The sequence below is a fragment of the Streptomyces sp. NPDC002870 genome (assembly GCF_042888505.1).
Lineage (GTDB): Bacteria > Actinomycetota > Actinomycetes > Streptomycetales > Streptomycetaceae > Streptomyces.
Window position 1 is genome coordinate 241055 of the sequence record NZ_JBIAPW010000004.1, and the last position, 14315, is coordinate 255369.

General features: G+C 70.4%; 13 protein-coding genes. 6 read left to right on the forward strand and 7 right to left on the reverse strand.

All coding sequences use genetic code 11. The features are described from left to right. The first annotated feature begins 21 nt into the window (after positions 1 to 21). Positions 22 to 477 (forward strand): winged helix-turn-helix transcriptional regulator, encoded by a 456-nt coding sequence (locus tag ACFYWY_RS07790; protein WP_389181278.1) that lies wholly within the window; start codon positions 22 to 24, stop codon positions 475 to 477. Here the strand turns inward: ACFYWY_RS07790 and ACFYWY_RS07795 are convergent. Both ACFYWY_RS07795 and ACFYWY_RS07800 read right to left on the reverse strand, forming a co-directional pair. Further along, positions 462 to 962 (reverse strand): SRPBCC domain-containing protein, encoded by a 501-nt coding sequence (locus ACFYWY_RS07795; protein ID WP_389181281.1) that lies wholly within the window; start codon positions 960 to 962, stop codon positions 462 to 464. The two genes, ACFYWY_RS07790 and ACFYWY_RS07795, sit on opposite strands and share 16 nt — an antisense overlap. After that, positions 959 to 1573: a CGNR zinc finger domain-containing protein gene (locus ACFYWY_RS07800; RefSeq protein ID WP_389181284.1), complete on the reverse strand. Its 615-nt coding sequence runs from the start codon at positions 1571 to 1573 to the stop codon at positions 959 to 961. The genes ACFYWY_RS07795 and ACFYWY_RS07800 overlap by 4 nt, the downstream gene beginning before the upstream one ends. A gap of 22 nt (positions 1574 to 1595) precedes the next feature. Here ACFYWY_RS07800 and ACFYWY_RS07805 point away from each other — a divergent pair, with 22 nt between their 5' ends. Together ACFYWY_RS07805 and ACFYWY_RS07810 are read left to right on the forward strand one after the other, a co-directional pair. After that, complete coding sequence (locus ACFYWY_RS07805) at positions 1596 to 2045, forward strand: VOC family protein (RefSeq protein ID WP_389181287.1); 450 nt, start codon at positions 1596 to 1598, stop codon at positions 2043 to 2045. Between the two features lie 242 nt (positions 2046 to 2287). Next, entirely contained in the window at positions 2288 to 3613 is a 1326-nt protein-coding gene (locus ACFYWY_RS07810) for a M28 family metallopeptidase (RefSeq protein WP_389181537.1), read from the forward strand. A 204-nt stretch (positions 3614 to 3817) separates the two neighbouring features. Here the strand turns inward: ACFYWY_RS07810 and ACFYWY_RS07815 are convergent, their stop codons facing one another. From ACFYWY_RS07815 to ACFYWY_RS07835, 5 genes are all read right to left on the reverse strand, one after another. Then, positions 3818 to 4888: an ABC transporter permease gene (locus ACFYWY_RS07815; protein ID WP_389181290.1), complete on the reverse strand. Its 1071-nt coding sequence runs from the start codon at positions 4886 to 4888 to the stop codon at positions 3818 to 3820. Continuing rightward, positions 4875 to 5897, reverse strand: a complete 1023-nt coding sequence (locus tag ACFYWY_RS07820) for an ABC transporter ATP-binding protein (protein WP_389181293.1) — start codon at positions 5895 to 5897, stop codon at positions 4875 to 4877. Before ACFYWY_RS07820 ends, ACFYWY_RS07815 begins: the two co-directional genes overlap by 14 nt. A gap of 90 nt (positions 5898 to 5987) precedes the next feature. Then, a complete protein-coding gene (locus ACFYWY_RS07825) occupies positions 5988 to 7232 on the reverse strand; it encodes an outer membrane lipoprotein carrier protein LolA (RefSeq protein ID WP_389181296.1) in 1245 nt (414 codons plus the stop codon). Positions 7233 to 7405: 173 nt separating this feature from the next. Beyond that, a complete protein-coding gene (locus ACFYWY_RS07830; RefSeq protein ID WP_389181298.1) occupies positions 7406 to 8422 on the reverse strand; it encodes a CHRD domain-containing protein in 1017 nt (338 codons plus the stop codon). A gap of 179 nt (positions 8423 to 8601) precedes the next feature. Next, positions 8602 to 9612, reverse strand: a complete 1011-nt coding sequence (locus ACFYWY_RS07835) for a polyprenyl synthetase family protein (RefSeq protein WP_389181301.1) — start codon at positions 9610 to 9612, stop codon at positions 8602 to 8604. 185 nt (positions 9613 to 9797) lie between these two features. Here ACFYWY_RS07835 and ACFYWY_RS07840 point away from each other — a divergent pair, with 185 nt between their 5' ends. The 3 genes from ACFYWY_RS07840 to ACFYWY_RS07850 all read left to right on the forward strand — a co-directional run bounded on the left by ACFYWY_RS07840 (position 9798) and on the right by ACFYWY_RS07850 (position 14131). Beyond that, positions 9798 to 11828, forward strand: a complete 2031-nt coding sequence (locus ACFYWY_RS07840; RefSeq protein ID WP_389181304.1) for a CocE/NonD family hydrolase — start codon at positions 9798 to 9800, stop codon at positions 11826 to 11828. 390 nt (positions 11829 to 12218) lie between these two features. Further along, complete coding sequence (gene fahA / locus ACFYWY_RS07845) at positions 12219 to 13451, forward strand: fumarylacetoacetase (protein ID WP_389181307.1); 1233 nt, start codon at positions 12219 to 12221, stop codon at positions 13449 to 13451. Further along, positions 13448 to 14131, forward strand: coding sequence for a GPP34 family phosphoprotein (locus tag ACFYWY_RS07850; RefSeq protein ID WP_389181310.1), 684 nt, complete (start codon positions 13448 to 13450; stop codon positions 14129 to 14131). The genes fahA and ACFYWY_RS07850 overlap by 4 nt, the downstream gene beginning before the upstream one ends. Positions 14132 to 14315 lie beyond the last annotated feature (184 nt).

Genomic DNA, 14315 nt, shown 5'->3' on the forward strand with positions numbered 1-14315 from the left:
CCTGCGACAGCATTGCGTGCCATGGAAGAAGGCACTTCAAAGTCACCGAGTAACTGCGGAGGCACCGTCGCGGCCGGCACCGCACCGGCCGGCACCGTCCTGTCCGACAGCGGCGACCCGGACCCCTTCCAGTGGGACACCCGCGAGGACTGCGAGGTCCGCCAGATCCTCGACCGGGTCGCCGACAAGTGGTCGCTGCTGGTCATCGCGCTGCTCGACAGTCGCGTACTGCGCTTCACCGAGCTGCGCCGCGAGATCGACGGCATCAGCCAGCGGATGCTCACCGTGACCCTGCGTCAGCTGGAGCGGGACGGGCTCGTGAAGCGCACCGTTCATCCGGTCGTCCCGCCCCGCGTCGAGTACGAACTCACCCCGCTCGGCGGCACCTTGCACAACACCATCCGTTCCCTGGTCACCTGGACCGAGGAGCACCAGAACGAGATCGCGGCGGCCCGCGCCGCCTACGACGCCTCCTGACGAGGCACCCCGACCCCGAGGGCCCGTACGACATCGGCCATCACGGCCTTCCAGTGCGCCCGCTGCCGCTCACGCTCCTCCGCGTTCGCCAGATGCTCCTGATGGAAGCGGAGTACGGTCTTCTCCCCCGACGACGAGGGCGACCCCGTCACGGAGACCGCGACCTGGAGAGTGGTCGTGCCGTATTTCAGCCGGACCCGGTCCCCGGGCCGGTAGCTGCGCAGCTCGCCCGTGATGCCGTGCCCGGTTTCGTACGACTCCCCCTTTTCAGTGGGCAGTTGGGCGCCCCTGCCGAGCCAGAGGGCGACACCCTCGGGGCTCGCGATGAAGTCCCACACGGCGGAGACGGGGAGCGGCAGCGTCTTCGACACGCCGATCTCCCAACCAGCGTCCTGGGTCAGCCCCGTGGGCTGTTCTGCGGACTGTTCTGCGCGCCGTTCTGCGGGCCGTTCTGCGGGCCGTCCTGCGGGCCGTTCTGCGGTCATCGTCCGTCCCTTTCTGCGTGTTCCGCGTGGCGGACGCGGTGCGCCCGCACCTTGTTGCGATTGCCGCACCGTTCCATCGCGCACCAACGGCGGCGGCCCGGTCGTGAGGTGTCGACGAAGAGCAGGTAGCAGTCGTGCGAGCCGCATTCGCGGATGCGGTGTGCGTACGGCCCGGTGAACAGGTCCACCGCGTCACGCGCCACTGCCGAGAGCAGCTGCGTGCCGGTGGCCCCGGACACCCAGCCGCGCTCGCCGTCGGCGGTGATCCGGGGAGCGGGCGCGGCCTGCGCCGCGGCCTCGTTGACCACGGCCAGGTCGGCGGGGCGCAGCTCACGCCCGTGCGCCCGGTCGGCGGTCAGCCCCCACAGCGCGTCCCGCAGCGTGCGGGCCGCCGCCAGCTCCTCGACGCTGACGACCGGTTCCAGACCGGCGGGCAGCCGGCTCTCCGCCGCCCAGCGCACCAGGTCGGCGGGCTGGTGCAGCACCTCGTACCGCGCGAAGCCGCCCGGTCCACCGGTGGGCAGCAGCTCAAGGCTCAACGCCCCGGGATCGAAACGGTATGGACGGCCTTCCGGGGTGTGCAGGGTCAGTCCTATTGCGGGCTCGCTCATGTAACCAATATAACTGGTTACCATGACACTGCACTGGAAGCTCGTCATCGATACGTCCGACCCGCACGCGCAGGCCGACTTCTGGGCCGCGGCCCTGGGCTACGAACTCGAGGACCACAGCACGCTCATCGAGCGCCTGCGCGGATACGGGCAACTACCGGACGGATCGACGACCCAGTCGCACGGCCGGGACGCCTGGCTCGATTACGCCGCCGTCCGGCATCCGGACGACCCTTTCGACAAGGACAGCGGCATGGGGCTCGGGCGCAGGCTCCTCTTCCAGCGTGTACCGGAAGGGAAGACGACCAAGAACCGGCTCCATCTCGACCTGGACGTCGGCGACGAGCACCGGGAGGCGGAGGTCGCGCGGCTGGAGGGTCTGGGGGCGTCCGTTCTGTACCACGTGAACGAGCCGATCGGCGTCTGGACCACCATGTCGGACCCCGAAGGAAACGAGTTCTGCGTGGGGTAGTGACGTAGCCACGGAGGACGGGGAAGAGGCGGAAGAGCGCGAAGAGGGGAACAGGCGTCCGCTATGTGAACGCGACTGTCCGGTTCGCGCCCTTGACGGTAAGTCAAACTCTCGCTGAACTCACAGCACGCACTGCTTGCGCACCACCAGCTCCAACGCCCTGGGACCCGCCGTCCCAGGGCGTCTCGCACGTTCCGTCCTGTCCCCGTACGGAATCCGGAGCCCCCCACATGACCCCGCATATGACGCTCTCCGCCGCAAGACGGACCGCCGCTGCCGCCGCGCTCGCCCTCGCCGGGCTGCTCGCCTCTGCCGCCCCCGCCGCCCCCGCCGCGACCGCGGCCCCCGCCGCCCCGGCGCCCGCGCTCGCCGCCCCCGACATACCGCTCGCCAACGTCAAGGCGCATCTCACCGAACTCCAGTCGATCGCAACGGCCAACGGCGGCAACCGCGCGCACGGCCGGGCAGGCTACAAGGCATCCATCGACTATGTGAAGGCCAAGCTGGACGCGGCCGGATTCACCACATCCGTTCAGCAGTTCACCACCAGCGGCGCCACCGGCTACAACCTGATCGCCGACTGGCCCGGCGGCGACGTCAACTCCGTCGTCATGGCCGGCGCGCACCTGGACTCGGTCACCTCGGGGGCCGGCATCAACGACAACGGCTCGGGCTCCGCCGGCATACTCGAGACCGCCCTCGCCGTCTCCCGCGCCCAGCTCAAGCCGACGAAACACCTGCGGTTCGGCTGGTGGGGCGCCGAGGAGCTGGGCCTGATCGGGTCGAGGTACTACGTCAACAACCTGCCCACGGCCGAGCGTTCGAAGATCTCCGGCTATCTCAACTTCGACATGATCGGCTCCCCGAACCCCGGCTACTTCGTCTACGACGACGACCCGGCGATCGAGAAGACGTTCAAGGACTACTTCGCGGGCATCGGCGTCGCCACCGAGATCGAGACCGAGGGCGACGGCCGCTCCGACCACGCCTCGTTCAAGAACGTGGGCATACCGGTAGGCGGCCTGTTCACCGGCGCGAGCCGCACGAAGTCCAGCGCCCAGGCCCAGAAGTGGGGCGGCACGGCCGGCCAGGCCTTCGACCGCTGCTACCACTCGTCCTGCGACTCCAGCACGAACATCAACGACACCGCGCTGGACCGCAACAGCGACGCGATCGCCCATGCCGTCTGGGCCCTGTCCACCGAGCCGACCGTCCCGCCCGGCGACTTCTACGAGAACACCGCCGACGTCGCGGTCCCGGACAACGGCGCGGCCGTCACCTCCACCGTGACCGTCTCCGGCCGCACCGGCAACGCCCCGGCCGCCCTCAAGGTCGGCGTGGACATCAAGCACAGCTGGCGCGGCGACCTGGTCGTCGACCTCCTGGCGCCCGACGGGACGACGTACCGGCTGAAGAACTCCAGCGGCAGCGACTCGGCCGACAACGTCATCGCCACGTACACCGTCGACGCGTCGAGCGAGACGGCGAACGGGGCCTGGAAGCTTCGCGTCCAGGACGTCGCGGCACAGGACACCGGCTACATCGACAGCTGGAAGCTCACCTTCTGACCGCCCCTTCAGACCGGCCGTTCAGACCGCGCGTTCAGACCGGACCTTCTGACCGCCCCTTCAGACCGGCCGTTCCGCGCCATCACCTCCGACCGCCACCCCCCACAGGCTGCATGCGTGTGCACCCACTGCGCACGCATGCAGTCGGCTTCGGAGGGCTCGGTGGCTGAGTGCTCGAGTACGTGCGTACGCCGGCCGCTCCGGCTACGCCGTGATGTCCTTCGCCGTGAAGCGGGCCCAGGCCGCCGACCCGAACACCGCCACGTACGCCCCCTGCAGGCCGAGGTTCTTGACCACCTCGTCCCAGTAGACGGGCTCCCGCATGAGGTCCGAGAAAGACAGCCAGTAGTGCGGGAAGAGGTAGGGGTGGATCCCGTGCAGCTGCGGAATCGTGTCCAGGATCTGCACCGTGATCAGCAGTCCGACCGTCGTCGCCATCGCCGCGATGCCGCTGGCGGTGAGGGTCGATACGAACAGGCCGAGCGCCGCGATCCCGGTCAGCGAGGCCGCGACGACGACCGCGACCAGTGCGGCCCGCAGCAGCCCGTCCCCGAACGAGATCCGGGTGCCGGAGATCGTGACGACATCGCCCAGCGGGAACAGCAGCGCCCCGACCGCGAGCGCCGACGCCGCCACGACCAGCGTCGCGACCAGGCAGAACGCGCAGGCCGCGGCGTACTTGGCGAACAGCAGCCGGGTGCGTCCAGCCGGGGCGACCAGGAGATAGCGCAGGGTGCCGGAGTTCGCCTCGCCCGCGATCGCATCGCCCGCGACGACGCCGATGGCCATCGGGAGGAAGACGGGCAGAGTCGCGGCGAGCGCGGCGAAGACGAGGAACAGCCCGTTGTTGGTGATCTGGGTGATGAAGGCCGGGCCCTGCCCGCTGCCGTCACCGACCGCACCGCCGTCGCTCGTCTCGATCTTCACGGCGATGCCGATCAGTACCGGGACGGCGGCCAGCACCCCCAGCAACGCGAGCGTGCGCCAGCGCCGGAAGGTGGTGGTCAGCTCGGAGCGGAACAGCCCCAGGGTCCACAGCGGGCTGGGCCTGCGAAGCGTCCCGGCTGTGCCGGCCGTCGTGCCGGCCCTCAGGCCGGCCGTCGCCTCACCCGTCCTGCCTGCGGTCCTGCCAGCAGTCCTCTCAGCAGTCCTCTCAGCAGCCCTGTCAGCAGCCCTGTCAGCAGCCCCGTCGGCAGCCCCGTCGGCCCTCGCGTCAGCTGTCGCGTCAGCCGTCCCGACCGCCCCGGCCCCCTCTGTCTCCTCAGCCCGCGACATCGAATCCCTCCCCGGTCAGCGCGACGAATGCGTCCTCCAGCGAGACGCGCTCGATCCCGAACCCTCGTACCCGTACACCACCGTGCACCAGCGCGGCATTGAGCTCCGCCAGATCCACGTCCGCGGCCGGCAGCTCACCGGTCACCCGGTCCTCCTCGACGGTCAGCTCGGTGGCGCCCAGCTCCTTGAGCAGCCGGGCCGCGTCCCCCGGGTCGGGCGTGACGACGGCCAGCCTGCCCCGGGCGCCCGCCGCGAGATCGGCGACCGGCCCCTGGGTGAGCAGCCGTCCCTGAGCCATCACCGCGGCATGCGTGCAGACCTGCTCGATCTCGTCGAGGAGGTGGGACGAGAGAAAGACGGTGGTGCCGTCGGCCGCCAACTCCCGTACCAGGGAACGGATTTCCCGCATCCCCTGCGGATCGAGGCCGTTTGTCGGCTCATCGAGCACCAGAAGTCTGCGGGGTTGCAGCAACGCGGCGGCGAGCCCGAGCCGCTGCTTCATCCCGAGGGAGTACGCCTTGGCCTTCTTGCCCGCGGCCGACGTGAGCCCGACCCGGTCCAGCGCGGCGGCGACGCGGGATCTGCGGGTGCGCGGATCGGCGCTCGGGTCGGCGGAGTCGTACCGCAGCAGATTGTCCCGGCCGGTCAGGAACCCGTACAGCGCGGGCCCTTCGATCAGCGCGCCCACGTGCGGCAGCACCGTGCGCACGGCGCGTGGCATGGGCCTGCCGAGGACCGTCGCGCTGCCCGCGGTGGGCTCGATGAGTCCCATCAGCATCCGGATGGTGGTGGTCTTGCCCGACCCGTTGGGGCCGAGGAACCCGAAGACGCTGCCGGCGGGCACGGTGAGATCGAGCCCGTCGACGGCCAACTGCCCGCCCCGGTAACGCTTGGTGAGCCCCCGCGTCTCGATGACAGTCTCGATGCCGCTCGCGATGCGGCCCTCGTCGCCGCTCCTGTCGCCGCTCTTGTCACCGCTGTCGTCGACAGTCTCCGTGACGGCAGTCATTCCGGTCCCCCGTTCACTCGGGTCAGCGCTCCGCCCCACCGTACGGAGCGTACGGCGGGGCGGAGGTAAGGGCGCGTTATGTTCCTTGTGTTACTTGGCCTCGTTCGCGGCCTTCACGAGTGCGTCCTTGGTCACGGCGCCGACGTAGACAGTGCCGTCGTCCGTCATCAGGGCGTTGACCAGACGGGTCTTGAAGACCGTGCCCGAGCCGAACTTCCCGTCGACCTGGTCGCCCAGCGCGTTCAGGAACTTCTCGGCCTCCGGCGGGACCTCGCCGTCCTTCGGCGCGCTGGAGCCCGCGCCGCCCGGCCCCTCGATCTTGGCGATTGAGGTCCAGCCCTTGCCGATGATGTTCAGTCCCTGGAAGTCCTCCAGGCCCTTGAACTCCTCGTGGTTCTTCGCGCCGTGCTCCTGGCCCTTCTCCTTCTCCAGCTCGTCGGCCTCGGTCACCTTCGCACCCTTGGGCGGGGTGAAGTCGAAGGTGGACGCGGCCGGCTTGGAGAAGTCGACCTTGGTGAAGCCCGCGTCGATCGCGGCCTTGCCGCCACTGCTCGGAGTGAGCGTGAACTTCAGCGGCACGCCGTTCTTCGCGTCCACCGCGATCTTGATCGAGCCGATCGTCGAACCGCTCTGCTTCGGCTTGATGACCAGCTGGTACGCATCGCGGCCCGCCACCTGCGCGGTGCCGCCCACGGTCACCGACGTGGTCTCGTCCGCCGCCTTCAGCGCCTCGTCGGCCAGCTCCCTGGGCGTGGTGGGCAGGTCCTTCGGCGCGGCCTCGCGCTCCTTGCCTGCGTCCTTGCCGGAGCCGTCGTCCTTGGCGTGGAAGACCTCGTTCGACGCGCTGTCGTACGCCCAGACCTCGCCGTCGTTGTGGATCATGCTGTACTCGGCGGTGTCCTGAAGGATCGACACCTTCTGCCGGTCGGGGCCGTCGGCCGCGACCCGCAGGGTGTGCGAGCCGGAGGCCAGCTCCATCAGCTTGGTTTCCGGCGAGGCGGACGAGCCCGTCTCCCCGTCCTCGCCCTTGGGTGCGAAGGAACCGCCGCCCAGGTCGCCGAGGCCGGCCAGGGACGGAATGCCGAGGTCAGTGTTGATCTTCACCGTGCCGGAGAGCTGCTCGGTGTCCGACGCGGCCATCTTCTCGATGAGCTCCTGCGCGGTGATCTTCGGCAGATCGGGGTCACCGGAGGCAGCGAGCGCCGGGACGAGCCCGATGGTCGCCGCCGCCACCCCGGCCACCGCGACCGGGACGATGTAGCGCGCTGCCTTGCGGCGGCCCGCTGCGAGGTCCTTGGCCTCTTCGGTGGTCTGTGCGCTGTCGTTCGGTGCCATGATGTGCCCTACCTCCGTGGTTGGTCAGGCGTGGTGTATTCATCTGACCAAATGGGACCTGCAGAAGCGTCAGACCGCGGGAGCAACTTGGCGTACTGCTCTGGGATGACAGTAGGCCGCGGCGCCTCCCCCAACCAGTAGGGGAAGCGCCGCGAGCCCTGTTGCCGGAAGGGCTACTTCTGGATGAAGACGTAGTCCGCCCCGTAGGGGACGCCGACGATGGCCCCCTTCTCGCAGCTGCCGGCCGGGGCGATGCCGCCCACGGTGTTCAGCCGGAAGATCTCCTGGGTGTCGGCGAACAGCCCCCGCTTCTCGCCGGACTGGGTGGCCTGCAGGTCCAGCTCGGGGATGTTCTCGTCGCCGTTCGGGACCTTGCTGATCAGCTTGCCGGTGACGGCGCTGTGGTCCTGCGCGACCCACTGCGGCGTACCGGAGTTGGGGGCGATGAAGGAGTGGGCGATGTTCCCGCCGAGAACGGCGCGCACATCGCGCTGCTGGAAGGAGAGCTTGCCGTCGTCGCTCTTCTTGCACTCGTAGATCTGCTTGCCCTTGACCACGGAGGCCTGGAAGTTGTCGAGGGCGTCGGCGAAGTTGAAGGAGCCGGTCACCTTGTGGAACTGGCCGCGGACGGCGCCGCCCGGGAACTGCGCGGTGTGCAGGTTGGCGTAGAAGCCGTTCGGGTCGGTCTTGAAGGCGTCGAGCACCGCCTTGTCCTTGACCTGCACCGTGCCGGCGACCGCGCCGGTCCAGCCCTTGGACTTGGTCTTGCCCTTGCTGAGCAGCTCCGTGAAGTCGATCTTGATGCCGCCGTTGGTCCCCTTCGCGCCCTGGTGGATGTGGAGGGCGGTCGGCTTGTCGGTGCCGCGGAACTTCACGGCGACGGAGACCTTGTCCCCCTTGACCTTCACAAACTCCAGCGCGGCGCCGTCGCGGTCACCGACGGCGGGTCCGCCCTGCACCGGCACCTCGTTCACGCCGTTCAGGCTCGCCACGAAGAGGGAGGCGCCGCGATCCGAGCCGCTGCTGCCCGTGCCGCTCTGCACCGAGATGCTCGTGGCGCTGCCCCCGTGGCCCGAGCGACCGGCGGTGGAGCTCTTGCTGTCGGCGAAGGCCGGCAGAACAGCGAGGGTCACGCCCGCCGCGGCGGCGACGGCGGTGGTACCGATAAGGAGGGCCTTGTTCCGCTTCATTGTGAAATCTCCCCGTACTGATGCCTACGCCCGGTGCGTCGGCTTCCGGGCATGAGTACGGAGTGGATCCGAGGTTAGACTCAATCCAAGAATGTGACCTGCGTCACAAGCTCCGAGGTAATCCCGGAGCCGCCCGCAGCCGTGGTATTAGGCCTGGCAGCCGGGCGGCCTTCAGCTGGTCAGCCGGCCCGGTGGACCACCGCGTCGCAGAGCTCTTCCAGAGCGGCCTTCGCATAGCACTCGGGCAGCGGAGCGAGCATCGCCCGCGCCTCCTCCGCGTACCGCACGGTGTCCCGCCTGGCCCGCTCCAGCGCCGGGTGGACGCGCAGCAGCCGCAGCGCCTCTGCGTGCCGGTCGTCGTCCGTCAGATCCCCGTCGAGCAGGGCGACGAGCTCCACGTCCTCGGCCCGCCCGTGCGCCGCAGCCTGCGCACGCAGATGCAGCACCGGCAGCGTCGGGATGCCCTCGCGCAGATCCGTGCCGGGCGTCTTGCCCGACTCGTGCGCGTCGCTGGCGATGTCGAGCACGTCGTCGGCGAGCTGGAAAGCCACGCCGAGCCGCTCGCCGTACTGGGTGAGGATGTCCACGACACCCTCGTCCGCGCCCGACATCATCGCGCCGAACCGGCCCGAGACCGCGATCAGCGAGCCCGTCTTGCCCCCGATGACATCGAGGTAGTGCTCGACCGGGTCGCGGCCGTCGCGCGGCCCCGCCGTCTCCAGAATCTGGCCGGTGACCAGCCGCTCGAATGCCTCCGCCTGGATGCGGACGGCCTCCGGGCCGAGGTCGGCCAGTATGTGCGAGGCTCGCGCGAACAGAAAGTCGCCGGTCAGCACCGCCACCGAGTTGCCCCAGCGGGCGTTGGCGCTGTCCACGCCGCGCCGCACATCGGCCTCGTCCATCACGTCGTCGTGGTACAGCGTCGCCAGATGGGTGAGCTCGACGACCACGGCAGAAGGCACCACACCCGGCGCGTACGGGTCGCCGAACTGGGACGCGAGCATCACCAGGAGCGGCCGGAAGCGCTTGCCCCCGGCTCGTACAAGGTGCCGTGCGGCCTCCGTGATGAAGGGCACCTCGCTCTTGGTGGCATCGAGCAGCCCCGCCTCGACAGCCGCCAATCCGGTCTGGACATCGGCCTCAAGAGCCTGGTCCCGCACGCTCAGCCCGAACGGCCCGACGACGGTCACGAGGAGATCTCCTGTCTGCTGACGATCACACGGATTGTCGATGTGTCGCTGGATTCACTCAAGTCAGCGTATCCGGTCGCCTTTCGATCACCGTGGGCGGCTTCCCGCCTCCCCCGGTATGTTCGTGATCAGTCCGTACGACCATGAGTGGCCCCTTTGCCCGGAACATTCGCTGAGGTCATGCCATGCACATCCGCACCGATTTCCCGTACGAGACCGCCCACGAGGACATCCGTATCGCGATGCCGGACGGTACGAGGCTGTACGCGCGGATCTGGCGGCCGCTGACCGACGAGCCCGTCCCGGCCCTGCTCGAGTATCTGCCCTGCCGACTGACCGACTCGACCGCGCCGCGCGACTGGCAGCGCCACCCGTGGTACGCGGGCCACGGCTACGCCTCCGTACGCGTCGACGTGCGCGGACACGGCAACAGTGAGGGCCTGCCCGGCGACGAGTACGACGTGACCGAGCTGGCCGACGGTGTCGAGGTCGTCAACTGGCTGGCCCGTCAGCCCTGGTGCACCGGCCGGGTCGGCATGCTGGGGATCTCCTGGGGCGGCGTCAACTCGCTCCAGATCGCCGCTGTCGCACCCGAACCGCTCAAGGCCGTCGTCACCGTCTGCTCGACGGACGACCGCTACGACAATGACGCGCACTACATGGGCGGTTCGGTGCTCGCCTCCGCCATGCACGCCCGGGCCGCCACCATGCTCGCCTTCGTCTCCCGCCCGCCGGACCCGCTCTTCGTCGGCGACGAGTGGCGCGAGATGTGGCTGAAGCGGCTGGAGGCCGTCGGCCCCTTCATCCACAGCTGGCTCGGCCACCAGCTCCGCGACGACTACTGGAAGCGCGGCAGCGTCTGCGAGGACTACGGCGCCATCGACGCGGCGGTCCTGGCGGTGGGCGGCTGGCACGACCCGTCCCGGGACACCGTGCTGCGGCTCGTCGAGCGTCTGCCACCCGATCGGGTACGCGGCCTGATCGGCCCGTGGTCGCACCAGTACCCCGACCGGGGGCAGCCGCCGGGTCCGGCGATCGGTTTCCTCCAGGAGACGCTCCGATGGTGGGACCACTGGCTCAAAGACGCTGACACGGGCGTCATGGCCGAGCCCCTGCTGCGCTCCTGGATCAGCGAGTCGCATCCGCCCGCGACGAGCTACCCCGAGCTGCCGGGCCGCTGGGTCGGGGAGCCCGCCTGGCCGTCGCCGCACATCGCCACCGTCCCTTACCCGCTCCAGGGCGAACCGGTGATCGTCGACTCGCCCCAGCACACCGGAGTCGACGCCGGCCGTTTCGTCCCCCGCGGCAACGATGCCGACCTGCCGCCCGACCAGCGCGACGAGGACGCCCGCTCGGCCTGCTTCGAATTCCCGGTCACCGGCGACCCGGTCGAGATCCTGGGCCGCCCCCGCCTCACCCTGCGGCTGCGCCTGGACGTGCCCTACGGCCAGGCCATCGCCCGGATCTGCGACGTCGCTCCGGACGGCGCGTCCACCCTGGTCACCCGCGGGGTCCTCAACCTATCCGCGCGCCATGGCCGCGAACGCGCCAACGCCTGGCCGCCCGGCACGAGCGAGGACGTCTCCTTCGAGCTGAACGGCATCGGCCACACCTTCCCATCGGGCCACCGCATCCGGCTCGCCGTCTCCTCCGCGTACTGGCCGTGGATCTGGCCGCACACCGGCTCGGCCGGCTTCACCCTGGACCCGGCGGGCTCCCGCCTCGAACTCCCCGTACGCGAGACCGGTGGGAGCACAGCCGGTGAGAGCACAGCCGGTGACGGCACAGCGGACACGATCACCTTCGAGGAGCCCGAGCAGTCCGCGCTGCTGGGCGCCAGCTCCCCCGCCACGCTCGACGAGCAGCGCCCGGAGCGGCTGGTGGTCCGGGACGTCGCCAAGGGCGAATGGCGGCTGGAGGTCGACCCGCGCCACGACGGCACCCGCATCTACCCGGACGGCCTGGAATCCACCGAGGAGGCGCTGGAGACGTACACGATCCGCGAGGACGATCCGCACTCCGCGCGCGCCCGCTCGGACTGGACGATCCGGCTGCACCGGCCGGAGCTGGCCTGGGACGTACGGGTCGAGACGCGCTCCGAAATCAGCTGCGACGCGGCCGACTTCATCACGTCGAACGAGGTGGTGTGCAGGGACCACGACGAGGTCCTCTTCCACCACACCTGGGAGAAACGCATCCCGCGGATGGCCGGCTGACAGCTGGTCCGGACCGGCCCTCCAGGCCGCGCAGGCCGGACGCCCAGGCCAGTGCAGGCCCGTCGCCCAGGCCAGTGCAGGCCCGTCGCCCAGGCCACTGCAGTCGCCAAGGCCAGTGCAGGCCGGACCCCCAGACCGGCGCAGGCCAGTCGCCCAGGCCGCTCCAGCCCGGACGCCAGGCCGGCGCAGCCCGGACGCCAGGCCGCTCCCGTCCGGTCCAGGCAGATCCTCTAGGTCCAGGCCGGTCCAGGCAGATCCTCAAGGCCGCTCCAGCCCGGGCCTCCAAGCCCGTTCGGCCCCGTCCTCCCGGCCGGTCCAGGCGCAGTGCCGCGGCGGGGCGACGTCCACGTAACGTGTGTCCCACACCCGTGGAAAGCGAGGCAAGCACCGATGCCCGAGCAGAGCCCGCTCGATCTGGCCGAGGGCGATCCCTTCGGCCCGCACAACCTCCCGTACGGCGTCTTCACCACCGCCGACGAGCCCGACCGCCGACGGCTCGGCGTCCGCATCGGCAACCACGTGCTCGACGCCGGAGCGGCGGCCCACGCCCTCGGCTCCCCCTACGCCGCCCTGCTGGCCCGGCCGAGCCTCAACCCGCTGCTTGCGGCGGGCCGCACCGCCTGGCGCGACGTGCGCCGAGCGCTCACCGCTTGGCTCACCGTGCCCGCCCACCGGCCGGACGTGGAGCCGCTGCTGCACCCGCTCGACACGGTCACGCTGCACCTGCCGTACGAAGTCGCCGACTACGTCGACTTCTACGCGAGCGAGCACCACGCCACCAACGTCGGCAGGATCTTCCGACCCGACGGGGACGCGCTGACCCCCAACTGGAAGCACCTGCCCATCGGTTACCACGGCCGCTCCGGCACCGTCGTCGTCTCCGGCACGGACGTGGTGCGCCCCAGTGGGCAGCGCAAGACGCCCGCCGACGGTGCCCCCGTCTTCGGCCCGTCGACCAAACTCGACATCGAGGCGGAGGTCGCCTTTCTCGTCGGCGCCCCCTCCGAGCTGGGCAGGCCGGTCGCCCTCGCGGACTTCCGCGAGCATGTCTTCGGCGTCTCGCTGCTCAACGACTGGTCGGCACGCGACATCCAGGCCTGGGAGTACGTCCCGCTCGGCCCGTTCCTCGGCAAGTCGTTCGCCACCTCCGTCTCCGCCTGGGTGACCCCGCTGGAGGCCCTGGACGCGGCGCGGTCCGCCCCGCCCGCCCGCGACTTCGATCTGCTCCCCTACCTCGACGACTCCGCCGAGGAAGAGCCGGGCGGCTTCGACCTGCGCATCACGGTGGCGGTCAACGGCCATGTGATCGCCGAGCCGCCGTTTTCCACCATGTACTGGACGGCCGCCCAGCAGCTGGCTCATATGACGGTCAACGGCGCCTCGCTCCGTACGGGCGACCTCTACGGCTCCGGAACGGTCAGCGGCCCCGAGGTCCACCAGCGCGGCTCGCTGCTGGAGCTCACCTGGAACGGCCGGGACCCCTTCGAACTCCCGGAGGGCAAGCGGACGTTCCTGGAGGACGGCGACGTGGTGACGATGACCGCATGGGCGCCCGGTCCGGACGGCACCAGGGTGGGCCTGGGCGAAGTGACCGGCAGGATCGTACCGAGCGTCGTGCGATGACCGAACTCTCCCTGCCCGAGGAGCTGTTGCTGCTCGCCCTCGACCCGGTGACGGGCCGCCGGCACTGCAGCAGGCGCTATCTCCGGTACGGGCTGGCCGGTGCCGCCCTCGCCGAGCTGGAGCTCCAGGGCAGGATCACAGAGGCACGCGGCCGGGTGACGGTGATAAATCCCCTGCCGCCGCAGGACCCGCTGTCGGCGCAGATCCTGGCGAGCCTCCCGGCCCCGCGCCAGAGCCGGTTCAGCGACGGCGTACGTGCCCGGCCCTGGGTCAGGAGCACCGGGCGGAGCGTCGAAGAGCTGTGCCTGCACCAACTGGTGGGCCGCGGTGCGCTGCGGGTGGAGACCCGCCGCTTCCTGGGTCTCTTCCCGTACCGCCGGTACCCCGCGGCGGCCGACGACTGGTCGGCGCCGGTGCGTGGGCGCTACGCCACGTCGATGGCGGCCGGTTTCCCGGACCGCCGCAGCCGGCTGCTGGCCGCCTTCAGCACGGCGATCGGTCTTGCCCGGGTCCTGCATCCGGGCCGGACCTGGCGGGAGAGCGGCGCGCTGCGCATTCTCGTACGGGAGGAGTGGGCGCCGTACGCGGTGCACCGTGCCGTACAGCAGGACAAGCAGTCGGGGAGCGGTGACGGCGGTGGAGGCGACGGCGGAGGCGACGGTGGAGGCGGCGGCGACTGACGCCCCCGGGGTGGCAGATCTTCCGGCGGCTACCCCTGCCTGAGCTGCGGGAGCCCCATCGCATTGGGAATCGGCACCCCGCCCCGACGTTCCGCCGCGCGATCGGACGCAGACACGCGGCGAGCCGACACAGGTGGCGCGTCAACGGCACGTGATTCGTTCACACGTACGTGGAGGCCTTGTC

Bases quoted from the DNA above. Each gene is read 5' to 3' on its own strand.
- ACFYWY_RS07825 (WP_389181296.1), bottom strand. From the start codon at position 7,232: ATGGCACCGAACGACAGCGCACAGACCACCGAAGAGGCCAAGGACCTC.
- ACFYWY_RS07815 (WP_389181290.1), bottom strand. From the start codon at position 4,888: ATGTCGCGGGCTGAGGAGACAGAGGGGGCCGGGGCGGTCGGGACGGCT.
- ACFYWY_RS07795 (WP_389181281.1), bottom strand. From the start codon at position 962: ATGACCGCAGAACGGCCCGCAGGACGGCCCGCAGAACGGCCCGCAGAA.
- ACFYWY_RS07820 (WP_389181293.1), bottom strand. From the start codon at position 5,897: ATGACTGCCGTCACGGAGACTGTCGACGACAGCGGTGACAAGAGCGGC.
- ACFYWY_RS07830 (WP_389181298.1), bottom strand. From the start codon at position 8,422: ATGAAGCGGAACAAGGCCCTCCTTATCGGTACCACCGCCGTCGCCGCC.
- ACFYWY_RS07800 (WP_389181284.1), bottom strand. From the start codon at position 1,573: ATGAGCGAGCCCGCAATAGGACTGACCCTGCACACCCCGGAAGGCCGT.
- ACFYWY_RS07850 (WP_389181310.1), top strand. From the start codon at position 13,448: ATGACCGAACTCTCCCTGCCCGAGGAGCTGTTGCTGCTCGCCCTCGAC.
- ACFYWY_RS07810 (WP_389181537.1), top strand. From the start codon at position 2,288: ATGACGCTCTCCGCCGCAAGACGGACCGCCGCTGCCGCCGCGCTCGCC.
- ACFYWY_RS07790 (WP_389181278.1), top strand. From the start codon at position 22: ATGGAAGAAGGCACTTCAAAGTCACCGAGTAACTGCGGAGGCACCGTC.
- ACFYWY_RS07805 (WP_389181287.1), top strand. From the start codon at position 1,596: ATGACACTGCACTGGAAGCTCGTCATCGATACGTCCGACCCGCACGCG.
- ACFYWY_RS07840 (WP_389181304.1), top strand. From the start codon at position 9,798: ATGCACATCCGCACCGATTTCCCGTACGAGACCGCCCACGAGGACATC.
- fahA (WP_389181307.1), top strand. From the start codon at position 12,219: ATGCCCGAGCAGAGCCCGCTCGATCTGGCCGAGGGCGATCCCTTCGGC.